The following is a 12,982-nucleotide window of genomic DNA, read 5'->3' as shown; positions in this document are numbered from 1 at the left end:
TGCGATGGTCATGGGTCTGCAGGCGGCGGGATGCCAAAGCGATGATGCAGACGATGGACTTGCTCTCTGCCGCGTGGCGCTCGAAGCGGTGGACGCCTATGTCGCCCATGCCCGCCGCCGGACCGCCGAGCTGCTTGCGCCCGGCGGCGCTCCTTCCGCCGATGATATTCAGCGGCATCAGCATATCGCCCACGGCCTTGCGTGGGCCGCGACCTATGGTGCGGCGCTGCGCGCGCTGCTGGACTGGGCCGAAGCCATCGCGGCTGCTCGCCCGCTGAGCCAGCTTGAACAGCATATGCTCCATACCGGCTTTGCCGAATATATGGCGCAGCTTGGCGGCGGGCTGCCGATGAGTCAGGCGGAGATTTTCCGTCCCGCCGATCTGGGGCTGGAAGAAGAAGCGTTGGTGCTTGCCAAGGCGGCGCGTCCGCTGCGTCCCGCGCCGGGGGACATCGCAAGGCTGATTGCCGAGGGCGCCGAGGCGGACCGGGCGCTGGGCGACGAAATGCTTGTGATGATGGCCGACCAGTTCCGCCGCTTCGTCGATGACCGCGTCGCGCCCCATGCCCATGGCTGGCATCTCGCCAATGCCTATATTCCGATGGAACTGGTGGAGGAGATGGCGGCGCTCGGGGTCTTTGGCCTCACCGTGCCCGAGGAATTTGGCGGCGCGGGGCTTGGAAAGCTTGCCATGTGCCTCGTGTCGGAGGAATTGTCGCGCGGCTATATTGGCGTGGGCTCGCTGGGCACGCGCTCCGAAATTGCCGCCGAGCTGATCCGGCTGGGGGGCACCGATGAACAGCGCGCTTATTATCTGCCGCGCATCGCCAGCGGCGCGATTCTGCCGACCGCGGTTTTTACCGAGCCCGATACTGGCTCCGACCTGGCCTCGCTGCGGACGCGGGCGCGCAGGCAGGGGGGTAAATGGGTGGTCGAGGGCAATAAGACTTGGATCACCCATGGGGCGCGCAGCGACCTGATGACGCTGCTGGTACGGACCAGCGATGCGCCGGGTTATCGCGGCCTCTCCATGCTGCTCGCCGACAAGCCGCGCGGCGATGATGACAACCCGTTTCCCGCGCCCGGCATGTCGGGCAGCGAGATAGAGGTGCTCGGCTATCGCGGCATGAAGGAATATGAAATCGCCTTTGACGGCTTCGTGCTGCCCGAAAGCGCGCTGCTCGGCGGGGTCGAGGGGGCGGGCTTCAAGCAGCTCATGGAAACTTTTGAAAGCGCGCGCATCCAGACCGCTGCGCGGGCTGTCGGCGTGGCGCAAAATGCGCTGGAACTGGGGCTGGGCTATGCCTGCCAGCGTATGCAGTTCGCCCAGCCGCTGATCGCCTTTCCCCGCGTTGCCAACAAGCTGGGGTGGATGGCCGCCGAAACGATGATCGCGCGCCAGCTGAGCTATGCCGCCGCCCGGGCCAAGGATGAGGGGCGCCGCTGCGACATAGAGGCGGGAATGGCCAAGCTGCTTGCCGCGCGTGTCGCGTGGAGCAATGCCGATAATGCGGTGCAGATCCACGGCGGCAATGGCTTTGCGCTCGAATTTCCGGTCAGCCGCCTGCTGTGCGACGCGCGCATTCTGTCGATCTTTGAAGGGGCCGCCGAAATTCAGGCCCAGATTATCGCGCGCGGCCTGCTGACCCGCGCCAATTGAACTCAAAAATGGATATTGCTTCATGCCAGATCATGCGTTTTCGATGAAAACCGCCTCTTTCTGGAGGCTCTTGCGCCGTGCCTTGATCCTGCTGATCGCCCTGGTTGGCTTTGGCGCGCAATCCCCGGCGCTCGCGCAGGCCAAAAAGGCTGAAACGCCGCGTTCGATCCTTTTTGTCGGCAATAGCTTCACCCAAGGCGCCAATTCGGCGGTGCTGCGGTATCGCCCCGATTCGGTGCGCGATCTGCGCGGCGACGGTGTGGGCGGGATTCCCGCGCTATTTGCGCGCTTCGCCGAGCAGGCGGGGCAGCAATGGACCGTCACGCATATGACGCGCGGCGGCGCCACGCTGGCCGATCATCTGCGTGACCATCGGGGCATGATCGACGCGCCTTGGGATGTGGTGGTGCTGCAGGAATATAGTATTCTCAATCCCGACCGCCCCGGCGACGGAGAAAGGACCGCGCGCAGCGCTGCGGAATTGGGGCGGCTTTTGACGCAGGCGAACGAAAAGGTAGCCATCTATCTGATGGCGACCTGGTCGCGCGCCGATCAGGTCTATGGCGCGACGGGTGCCTGGCACGGCCAGCCGGTCGAAAAAATGGCGCAGGATTTGCGCGCGGCGCTCGACCGGATCGATGCGGAGCTTTCCGACATCGACGGGGTGATCCCGGTAGGGGAGGCGTGGAACCGCGCCATGGCGACGGCGATTGCCGATCCCAACCCTTATGATGGCCTCAGCTTTGGACAGGTCGATCTTTGGAGCTATGACCAATATCATGCGAGCGCGGCGGGCTCCTATCTCGAAGCGCTGGTGGTGTTCGGCCAGGTGACCGGCTTCAACCCCGTCCGGCTGGGGGCAGGGGAGAAGGCAGCCCATGAAATCGGCCTCGATCCGCGCGTCGCGGCCGCGTTGCAGCAGGTGGCGGCCGCCGAATTGGGGATGGACCCCGGCGCGGCGAAGTAAGGCCTTCCTTCCGAACCGGCTTTTCCTCGCAAGCTCAATAAAAAGAGAGGCGCGCCCGATCAAGGCGCGCCTCTCTTTTTACCCGCGGTCCCGCCGCCAATGTCGTGGCGGCGGACGCAGCTTGTTCGTCATTCGGTCAGTTCAAATTCGGCTTCGACCCCTGCGGCGGAAGAGGGGCCAACCCACAGTTTGAATGCGCCCGGCTCGCTACCCCAGCTCATGTCGGCGCGGGTGAAGGCGAGGTCGGCATCGCTCAGCTGAAAGCGGACCGTGCGCGATTCGCCTTTTTTGAGGTGGATTTTCTGAAAGCCTTTCAGTTCCTTCACCGGACGGGTGACCGACCCGACCAGATCGCGGACATAAAGCTGGACCACTTCTTCGCCATCGCGCGGCCCCTTGTTGGTAACGGTCACGCTGGCCGTCAGCGTCTCGCCGGGCGCAATGCGCGGCTTGTCGAGCGTCACCGGCGAATAGCCGAAGCTGGTGTAGCTGAGCCCATAGCCAAAGGGATAAAGCGGGCTGTTCGGCGTGTTGAGATAGCGCGAGACATATTTGGCATTGGGATCGTTCGGATTGATCGGCCGACCCGTATTCTTCATGTCATAATGAATGGGCACCTGTCCGACATTGCGCGGGAAGGTCATCGGCAGCTTGCCCGAGGGGTTATAGTCGCCGAACAGCACATCGGCGATGGCGTGGCCGCCCATCGTGCCCGGATACCAGGCGTGCAAAATGGCATCGATATGCTGGTCCGCCCATTCAATCGTATTGGGACGTCCGCTCAACAGCACCAGAATGACGGGCTTGCCCGTTTTCTCGAGCGCTTCGAGCAGCGCCTGCTGATTGCCCGGCAGGTCGAGCGAGGTGCGGCTCGCGGCTTCGCCGGTCATGTTCCAATGTTCGCCCATGGCGGCAATGATGACGTCCGACTTTTCCGCCAGCGCCAGCGCCTCGGCGAAACCGTCGTTCTTGTCAGCGTCCGCAAAATCATAGCTGGCGCCCTTGGCATAGCCGACTGTCGTCCCCTTGGGCGCGCGCGCCTTCATTCCTTCGAGCAAGGTGACCGGACGCGTCTTGCGGTCGCCCGCGGCGGCCCAGCTTCCGATCATGTCCTCCTTGCTGTCGGCAAGCGGGCCGATCACCGCGATGGAACGCGCGTTGGCGGCAAGCGGAAGCGCATTGCCTTCATTTTTCAGCAACACCATTGATTTGCGCGCCACGTCGCGCGCGGCTTCGAGGAAGTCGGCGCGGTAGACGGTCGCCTTTTCGCGCGCTTCATCCGAATAGCGATAGGGGTCCTCGAACAGGCCGAGGCGATATTTCATTTCCAATATCGTCTTTACCGCAGCATCGACGCGCTGCATGTCGACCTTGCCCTCGGCGACCGACTGGGCGAGATTTTCCATGAAAACAGCGCCTTGAAGGTCCATATCGACCCCGGCGTTGATCGCCTGCTCGCCCGCTTCCTTCAGATTGCGGGAATAGCCATGGGCGACCATTTCATTGATCGACGTGTAATCGGTTACGACAAAGCCCTTGAAGCCCCATTTGTGCCGCAGCACATCGGTCAGCAAATAGCGGCTGCCCGAGGCTGGCACGCCATCATATTCGTTGAAGGCGGTCATGAAGGTGGCCGCGCCGGCATCGGCGGCAGCCTTGAAGGGCGGCAGATAGACGTCGCGCAGCGTGCGTTCCGAAATGTCCACGGTGTGATAATCGCGCCCAGCCTGGGCGGCGCCATAGGCGGCGAAATGCTTCGCGGTCGCGAGCACCGTATCGACGCGGCCGAGGTCGTCGCCCTGATAGCCGCGCACGCGCGCTTCGGCGATGCGGCTGCCGAGATAGACATCCTCGCCTGCGCCTTCGGATACGCGGCCCCAGCGCGGATCGCGCGAGATGTCGACCATGGGCGAGAAGGTCCAGTGAATGCCCTCCGCCGATGCCTCGGTTGCGGAAATTCGTGCAGCCTTTTCAATGGCTTTCAGGTCCCAGCTTGCCGATTCGCCCAGCGAAATGGGGAAGATGGTGCGGTGGCCGTGGATCACGTCATAGCCAAAAAGGAGCGGGATTTTCAGCCGTGTTTCCTCAACCGCCATCCGCTGCAATTCGCGGGTGTAATTGGCCGAAAACGCATTGAAGATAGAGCCGATGCGACCCTTGCGAATATCGTCCTGATATCCTTCGCGCATTGTCGGGCCGGTCGAATCCCAGTCACTGGTAAGCAGCGACATTTGGCCGATTTTTTCTTCCAATGTCATTTTGGACATCAGGTCGGTGATAAAGCGGTCCATGGCCGGATCGGCGGCTTCCCACCGGCTTGCATCGACCGTGACCTGGGTGTCGCCGCGCTGCGCGCTTTTTGCCTGCGCGGGAATGGCTGAAAAGGCTCCGGTGAGCATCAGGCTGGCCAGCGTGATTGTTGCAAAATTGCGCGATATCGGCGGCATAATATATCCATCTCCATGATCAGATTTGTGATTAGATTTTGGCTGTGATGCGCGAAAATCCGCGAAAAAAAACCGCTCTTTGGTTGATTCTGCATATTCCCCGCCTGTGTTGAACCCCTCTATACAGTGATTGTGAAACCGGTTACAAACCCAAAAACGCAAATAAGGGCCTTTCGGTGATTCGATGGGACGTGGAGCGGCGAAACATCGCCGTTTTGCGGCCGGTACACGGAAAGGCGGGGCCAACTAGGGAGGATGCCGTGATGTCATTGCGTATGTATCAGAATAAAGCTGCGCGCGTTTCGCGCGGGCGCGCTCTTGCGGCCGCCCTTGCATGGAGCAGCGCGGCAGGCGCGCTTGCTTGCGCTATTGCAACGCCTGCGCAGGCGCAGGTTTCAAACGCCTCGCTGCGCGGTACGGTCAAGGCCGATGGCGGCGTATCGCAGGTAACGGCGATCAATGTCGGAACCGGATTTTCGCGCACTGTCGCTGTGGGCGCTGGCGGAACCTATAATTTCCCCTCGCTTCCGGTCGGCACCTACCGGCTGGAACTGACGACGGCGAATGGCGTGCGGCATACCGACGAATTTGCGCTCAATGTGGCGCAGAATGCGGTGCTCGATTTCGATTTCTCCTCGGCTGACATTGTCTCGGCCGGCGATGATGCCATCATCGTTACCGGCAGCCGCCTGCGTTCGATGGAAGGCGGCGAAGTGGGTACCAGCATTTCGCAGCGCCAGATCGAAGTGCTGCCGCAGAACAACCGCAATTTCCTGGCTTTTGCCGACCTCGCGCCGGGCGTCCAGTTTGTGACGGGAAGCGGTGAGCAGTCGCGCCTGCAAGGCGGCGCGCAGAACAGCAGTACGGTTAATGTCTTCATCGATGGCGTCGGGCAAAAGGATTATGTCCTGAAGAATGGCGTTGCCGGACAGGATTCGACGCAAGGCAATCCCTTCCCGCAATTGGCGGTGGGCGAGTATCGTGTCATTTCGTCCAACTATAAGGCCGAATTCGATCAGGTGAGTTCGGTCGCGATCACGGCGGTCACCCGTTCGGGCACCAATGAATTCCACGGCGAAGCCTTTATTGATTATACCGACCAAGGGCTGCGCGATGCGCGTCCCAATGAATTGCGCAGCGGCAAGGTCGAAACCAAGGATTTCCAATTTGGCGGGGCGCTGGGCGGTCCGATCATCAAGGACATGCTGCACTTCTTCGTAACATACGAAGGGAAGCGACAGGAAAACCCGCGGGAAATCCGCCCCGGTTTCAATCTGCCCCTTTCCTATTTCCCGGAGAAGTATCAGGGGCTGTTCGGGCCGACCAATGCGACCTTCAACGAAGATCTCTACTTTGGAAAGCTCAGCTTTCAGCCGACGGCGAACGATCTGATCGAGCTATCGGGGCGCCATCGCCGCGAAAGCGGCGAGTTTCTGAGTAGCGGTATCAACTCGCGCGAAACGATCAGCGCGCAAAAGGTGATCGAATATCGCGGCACCGCGCGCTGGGAGCATACGACCGACAATTGGATCAACGATCTCAAGCTTACCTATGAGGATGTGGGCTGGGCGCCCACGCCAACGGTGTTCGGCAACGCCAGCCTTTTTGCCTATGCCGCACAGAATGAAAGCGACCCGACCAAGGTCGACCGAGCGGATATCCTGCGCATCGGCGGGGGCGGTAATTATCAGGACAAGGGGCAGAAAGGCTGGGGCTTCCAGAATGATTTCACCTGGATCGGTTTTGAAGGCCACACCATCAAATTCGGGGTGAAGTCGAAATGGGTCGAGCTGAACAGCTTGCAACTCAACAATTTCAATCCCGTCTATACCTATAACACCGCCTTCAATCCCAATGGCGGCAGCTTCAACGAGGAAATTCCCTATCGCGTCCAGTTCGGCGCTTCGACCGGCAATGGCAGCCCGATTATCAATTCGAAGAATTGGCAGTTTGGCGTCTATGTTCAGGATGATTGGGAAGTCACTGACCGGCTGACGCTGAACCTCGGTGTGCGATGGGATTATGAGCGGACCCCATCCTATCTCGACTTCGTCCATCCCGACGACGCGGTGAACGCGGTCTCGCCCGCCAATTATCCCAATTTGATCAACGCCAATTATGACATCAACGATTTCATCTCGACGGGCACCGAGCGCAAGGCCTTCACCGGCGCATGGCAGCCGCGGATCGGGTTCAGCTATGAGCTCGATGAAGACGCCCGTTTCGTAGTATTCGGCGGTTATGGCCGGTCTTATGACCGCAATCAGTTTGATTTCCTGCAACAGGAAATCAGCGTCGGCTCATTCTCGACCCGCACTTTCAACTTCAACACGGGCGACCCTTATAACACCTGTGCGCCGGGGCCGAACTGCGTCGCTTGGGACCCCATTTATCTGACGCCCGAGGGGCGGCAGCAGCTTCTCGCCGGTTCGCCCGGCGGAGGCCGCGAGCTGCGCTTCATCGATAATGATCTGAAGGTTCCTTATTCGGACCAGTTCAGCATCGGGCTGCGGGCACGGCTCCAGCCGCTGCTCGAAACCGAGGTGGGCTTTAGCCATATCGAAAGCAAGGATGGTTTTGCCTATCTGCTCGGCAACCGCCGTCCTGATGGCAGCTTCTTCCCGCCTGCGCCTTCGGCGCCGGAATCGCCGTGGGGATTTGCACCGGCGGGATTTGGCTCGATCATCATTGGGACCAATGGTCTCGAAACCAGCGCCGATTCAGCTTATCTTAAATTCTCGAAAAGCTATTCGGCATCCTCGCCGTGGAGCCTGGCGGCGACCTATACCTATACCGAAGCCGAGGAGAACCGGAATTTTGGCGAAGTGTTCAGCCTCGACTTCCCGTCGCTCGAGGATTATCCGATCGTCCGGTCGAGCGGCGTTCGCAAACACCGCTTGGTCGCTGCAGGGTCGGTTGATCTGCCGATCGGCGTGACTTTCTCCGGCAAATTCACCCTGGCCTCGCCGCCTTATCTGAAGGCTATCGTCAATACGGCGGGTCCCAATCCCAGCCGGACGGTGGTTGCCAATGAAGCGTTCGGAAATGGTGATCGCTGGGGCTTGCGCCAGTTTGATCTTGCGGTCATCAAATATATTCCGTTCCGCTTCATCAGCGATGAATCGCGCCTGAGGCTGCGGGTCGATATTCTGAACCTGTTTAATGACCGCAACTATGTCGATTATAATAATAATCCGGCGGACGACACGCGGACACCGAACAGCCCAAGCATCTATCGCGAGATTTCGGGTCTGGGTGTTGGCGGTAATCCGCCCCGCACGGTAAAGGTTTCGGCTGGCTTCTCCTTCTAAAGGCGGCCAGCCAACGCCAGGCGCCCGGTCCCTTCCTCTCCCGGGATCGGGCGCCGCCCCTTATTGGAGTATGAAATGTCTTTTCGGCTTGGGTTGTTCGCCTTGCCACTGGTGGCTTTGACAGCCGCTTGTGCCGCTCCGCTTTCTTCGGCTCCGCCCGCGGCGCCGGTCAAGGAAACAGCCCAGGGCGATTTGCCGCCGATCAGCGAGGCGCAATTTTCCGAAGAGCTGACCCAGCGCACTTTCCGCTATTTCTGGGATACGACTGACACGCAGCGTTGCCTCGCGCCCGATCGCTGGCCGAGCAATCCTTTTTCTTCCATCGCCGCAACGGGCTTTGCGCTGACCGCCTATGGCATTGGCGCCGAGCGCGGCTATGTCCCGCGCAGCGAAGCGGCCGAACGCACACGCGATTGCCTGCGCTTTTACTGGGAAGCCCCCCAGGGACCGGCCGCCAGCGGCACGAGCGGCTACAAGGGCTTTTTCTATCATTTCCTGCGCAATGACGACGGTACGCGCTTCAAGGAAAATGAACTGTCGACCGTAGACAGCAGCCTGTTTCTTGCCGGCGCCTTGTTCGCGCAAAGCTATTATGACCGCCAAGACCCGGTCGAGGCCGAGATCCGCGATCTGGCCGAGAAAATCTATCGCCGCGTCGAATGGCCCTGGGCGCAGCGCAACCATACAGGGACCGAAGCGCATAACCTTGCCAATTCGCATGGCATCACCATGGGGTGGAAGCCCGAGAATGGCTGGGAAACCCATGACTGGGTCGGCTATAATGAAGGGATGCTCGTCTATATCCTCGCGCTCGGTTCGCCGACGCATCCGGTGGGCAAGGACGCGTGGGACAAGGGCTGGGCCGCCGATCTGGAAAAGGATTGGGGCAGTTTTTACGGGCAGGAACATCTGCAGTTCGAACCGATGTTCGGTCACCAATATAGCCATGTATGGGTCGATTTCCGCGGCATTCAGGATGATTTCATGCGCGGCAAGGGGATCGATTATTTCGAGAACAGCCGCCGCGCGGCCTATGCCCAGCGCGGCTATGGCGCGGACAATCCCAATGGCTGGCGCGACTATAGCGCCAATATCTGGGGTTGGACGGCATCGGACGGGCCGGGTTATTCCGATGGCAAATATCAGGTGGGCGGCCAGCCGCGCGCCTTTAACGGCTATATGGCGCGCGGGGTGAGCGCGATCCGCGTGGTCGATGATGGCACCGTCGTGCCGACCGCGGCGGGGGGCTCGGTCCCCTTTGCGCCCGAAATCACTATCCCCGCGCTGATGACGATGCGCGCCCGATATGGATCGCGCCTTTATACCCGCTATGGCTTCAAGGATGCGATCAACCCCAGCTTCACCTTTGCGGATGCGGGATCGCATTCGGGCGCGGTCGATCCCCAAAAAGGCTGGGTCGCCAATGACTATCTGGGCATCGACCAGGGGCCGATCCTCGCCATGATGGAAAATCACCGTAGCGGGCTGGTGTGGAAGGTGATGCGGAAGAATCCGCACATCATTCGCGGGCTGAAGCGGATCGGCTTTACCGGCGGCTGGCTCGACACGGCCGGGGAAGAATGAGCGAAAGGCGAGGGGGGCCTCAGCAACCCTCGCCGACGCAAAGATCAGCCAATATCGGATAATGATCCGACGGCAGCTTGCCCGCTTGCTGGTGGGTCAAGGTTGCATGGCGGTCGACCACGACAGTGTCGCTCACGAAAATATGGTCGATCGGATCAACCTCATCGGCGTCGATGCGAAAGCCGGTGAAGCTGCCGCGCGGGCCAAAAGGCGGCGTGCGGCTGATGGCGCGTGCATCGCGCAGCGCGCCGCCCGCGACCATTGCGGCATAGGGCGGGCTGTTCGTGGGGCTGTTGAAATCGCCCAGGACGATCAGGCTTTCGCCCTGGCGCCTTTCGGCGGCGAGCCAGCGGCGGATCTGGCGTGCGCTTTCGAGTTTTGCGATCGCGCCGACATGGTCGAAATGGGTGTTGAGAACCAGCAGCCTCTGCCCGCTATTGCGGTCCGTAAGCCGCGCCCAGGTCGCGATACGCGGATAGGCGGCGTCCCAGCCCTTGCCCGGCGTAGCGGGGGTGGGGGAGAGCCAATAGGTGCCGCTGTCCTGCAAGGCAAAGCGGTCGGCGCGAAAGCCGAGCGGTGAAAATTCACCCACGTCCCGGCCATCGTCGCGCGCCACGCCGATGAATATATAGGCCGGCAAATCGGCCTCGACCGCCTGCTTCTGGTGCAGCAGCACCTCCTGCATCCCGATGATGTCGGGGGCATAATAGCCAATCAGCGCTGTCACCGCCGCGCGGCGGTGCGGCCAGGCATTGACGCCGTCGGAGGCAAGGTCGAGGCGGATATTATAGCTCATCGCGCTGAGGCGCGCGGGTGCCTCTTTCGCGACCGCTGGAAGCGCGAGCAGGGGCGCGAGCAAAAGGCCGAACCAGCGTCTCATGCGAGATTGGCGCCGTTGGTGCGGATGATCTCGCTGTAAAGATGCGCGCTGCGCTTGGGGGTGCGCTGCTGGCTTTCATAATCGACGTGGACGATGCCGAAACGCTTGGAATAGCCGAGCGACCATTCCAGATTGTCGAGCAGCGACCAGGCCATATAGCCGCGCACATCGACCCCCTGGCGGATCGCTTCGCCGACGGCGCTGATGTGGCTGCGCAGATAATCGCAGCGCAGCGGATCGTCGATGCCGTCAGGGCCGGCCTGCGGCGGGTCATAGAATGCCGCGCCATTTTCCGTGATATAGAGGGGGATGTTGCCAAAGCTGTCACGGAACCAAACAAGCATGTCGGTCATGGCAGGAGGATAGACTTCCCAGCCGGTGGTGGTGTGGGTGGCATTTTGGGGGACGGGGGAGGCGCGCTGGGGCCATTGGGCGGGGTCGGCGCGGACGACGGCGCGGGTATAATAGTTGATACCGATAAAGTCGAGTTTCTGACAGATTTCCGCCATATCTTCGGCAGGCCACTGCGGCCATGCCGGCCCGAAAATCTCCTTCAGCTCCTTGTCGGGATAGCGGCCGAGGAGGGCGGGTTCGAGATATTGGCGGTTCATATAGGCGTGGGCGCGCGCGGTTGCGGCGATATCTTCGATGCTGTCGCTCGCCGGATATTTGGGTTCGATGTTGACAACCAGTCCGATTTCATGCGCGCCGGTCGCGCGATAGGCCTGCACCGCGCGACCATGGGCGCGCATCAGATTATGGGTGGCGATGGGCGCTTCGAACATGTTGCGATGGCCGGGGGCGAGCGCGCCATGGAGATAGCCGCCATCGGTGATCACCCAGGGTTCGTTGAGCGTCACCCATTTTTTCACCCGCCCGTCGAGCGCGCGATAGAGAATATCGGCATATTCGGCGAACCAGTCGGCGCTGTCGCGGTTGAGCCAGCCGCCGCGATCGTCAAGCGCGGCGGGCAGGTCCCAATGATGAAGGGTGAGCAAGGGTTCAATGTCATGCGCGAGCAAAGTGTCGACGAGCCGGTCATAGAAATCGAGCCCCTTCTGATTCACCCGCCCGACACCTTCGGGAAGGATGCGGCCCCAACCGGTGCTGAAGCGATAGGCCTGCAGCCCCAATTGCTTCATCAGCGCGACGTCGCTTTCCATCCGGTTATAATGGTCGCAGGCGATATCGCCTGTGTCGCCGGGCGCCGCCATCAGCCGGGGGTCGTGGCAGAAACGCTGCCAGATGCTCGGCCCTGCGCCATCGGCGAGCGGTGACCCTTCGATCTGATAGGCCGCGGTCGCCGCGCCCCACAGGAAATTGTCGGGAAAGGGCGAGCGGGTCATTTGCGGTCCTTGCGCGTCTTGGTGGCCGGGACGGCGGCGGGCGTCGGCAGGCGGTGCGAAAGCAGCCAGTAATAGAGCGCGGGATCGTCATAGGCGGGATCCCACGCATTGTGGCCCAGGTCAGGATAGATGGTGAGGCGCGAGCGTTGCCCGCCGCAGGCGCGGATCGCGCGCGCCATGGCAAAGCTGCCCTCTGGCGTTACCACATCGTCGCGGTCGCCGTGAAAGGCCCAGACGGGGGTGTCCTTGAGCGCGCAGGCACCCGCGGGATCGCCGCGCCCCGCCACCGGGGCGACCGCAGCGAAACGGTGCGGCTGGGCGATGGCCCAGCGCCAGCTCGCATGACCGCCGCGGCTGAGGCCGGTCAGATAAATGCGGGTGCGGTCGATGCGGTGGGTGGCGACAATATGATCGAGCAGCCGGTCGAGCTTTGCCACGTCCCAATCCTGATCGGCGCCGAGCAGCGGCGAGACGGTGACAAAGGGGAAATGGGGATTGCGGTCGGCGATCTTGGGCGGGCCATGGACCTTGACCCGCGCGAGATCGTTGCCCCGCTCCCCCGAACCATGGAGGAAGATGAGGAGCGGCCAATCGGCCTTGCTGTCCGCCGAATATCCGCGCGGCAAGAACAGCTGATAGGGATAATTGCCTGCCTCTATCGCCGGTTGCGGCGACTGGCCGTCGGTTGTTGCCGGGGCGGTCGTGGGCGCCGCCATGGCCAAAGCCGGAAGCGCGGGGGCAAGGGAAAGGGCGAGCGCGGCAAGGGCGCCTTGAATGGGTCGCATCA

8 protein-coding genes are annotated in these 12,982 nt (G+C 61.6%); 4 read left to right on the top strand and 4 right to left on the bottom strand.

The features are described 5' to 3' along the window. Positions 1-10: 10 nt before the first annotated feature. Together JV18_RS0106745 and JV18_RS0106740 are read left to right on the top strand one after the other, a co-directional pair. Positions 11-1,660 (top strand): acyl-CoA dehydrogenase family protein, encoded by a 1,650-nt coding sequence (locus JV18_RS0106745; RefSeq protein WP_052072118.1) that lies wholly within the window; start codon positions 11-13, stop codon positions 1,658-1,660. A 22-nt stretch (positions 1,661-1,682) separates the two neighbouring features. Further along, a complete protein-coding gene (locus JV18_RS0106740) occupies positions 1,683-2,627 on the top strand; it encodes a DUF4886 domain-containing protein (protein WP_235302931.1) in 945 nt (314 codons plus the stop codon). A 128-nt stretch (positions 2,628-2,755) separates the two neighbouring features. Here the strand turns inward: JV18_RS0106740 and bglX are convergent, their stop codons facing one another. Then, positions 2,756-5,074, bottom strand: a complete 2,319-nt coding sequence (gene bglX / locus JV18_RS0106735; protein ID WP_033073909.1) for a beta-glucosidase BglX — start codon at positions 5,072-5,074, stop codon at positions 2,756-2,758. A 263-nt stretch (positions 5,075-5,337) separates the two neighbouring features. On the opposite strand from bglX, the gene JV18_RS0106730 reads away from it, so the two are divergent. Both JV18_RS0106730 and JV18_RS0106725 read left to right on the top strand, forming a co-directional pair. Beyond that, positions 5,338-8,385: a TonB-dependent receptor gene (locus tag JV18_RS0106730; protein ID WP_033073908.1), complete on the top strand. Its 3,048-nt coding sequence runs from the start codon at positions 5,338-5,340 to the stop codon at positions 8,383-8,385. 75 nt (positions 8,386-8,460) lie between these two features. Continuing rightward, on the top strand, positions 8,461-9,969 hold the full coding sequence (locus JV18_RS0106725) for a glucoamylase family protein (protein WP_033073907.1): 1,509 nt from the start codon (positions 8,461-8,463) through the stop codon (positions 9,967-9,969). 19 nt (positions 9,970-9,988) lie between these two features. Here JV18_RS0106725 and JV18_RS0106720 read toward each other — a convergent pair whose 3' ends face one another. Genes JV18_RS0106720 through JV18_RS14485 form a run of 3 tightly spaced genes read right to left on the bottom strand, consistent with a single transcriptional unit; the run spans position 9,989 to position 12,980 of the window. Beyond that, entirely contained in the window at positions 9,989-10,849 is an 861-nt protein-coding gene (locus tag JV18_RS0106720; protein WP_033073906.1) for an endonuclease/exonuclease/phosphatase family protein, read from the bottom strand. Next, the gene (locus JV18_RS0106715; protein ID WP_033073905.1) at positions 10,846-12,195 is read right to left on the bottom strand and encodes a GH1 family beta-glucosidase; all 1,350 of its coding nucleotides are present in this window, start codon (positions 12,193-12,195) and stop codon (positions 10,846-10,848) included. The genes JV18_RS0106720 and JV18_RS0106715 overlap by 4 nt, the downstream gene beginning before the upstream one ends. Continuing rightward, the gene (locus JV18_RS14485) at positions 12,192-12,980 is read right to left on the bottom strand and encodes a PHB depolymerase family esterase (RefSeq protein WP_144243888.1); all 789 of its coding nucleotides are present in this window, start codon (positions 12,978-12,980) and stop codon (positions 12,192-12,194) included. Before JV18_RS14485 ends, JV18_RS0106715 begins: the two co-directional genes overlap by 4 nt. Between the last annotated feature and the right edge of the window lie 2 nt (positions 12,981-12,982).

Source organism: Sphingopyxis sp. MWB1 (assembly GCF_000763945.1).
Taxonomy (GTDB): Bacteria; Pseudomonadota; Alphaproteobacteria; order Sphingomonadales; family Sphingomonadaceae; genus Sphingopyxis.
Note: the sequence above shows the minus strand (reverse complement) of the source record. Positions and strands in the feature narration are given on the sequence as shown.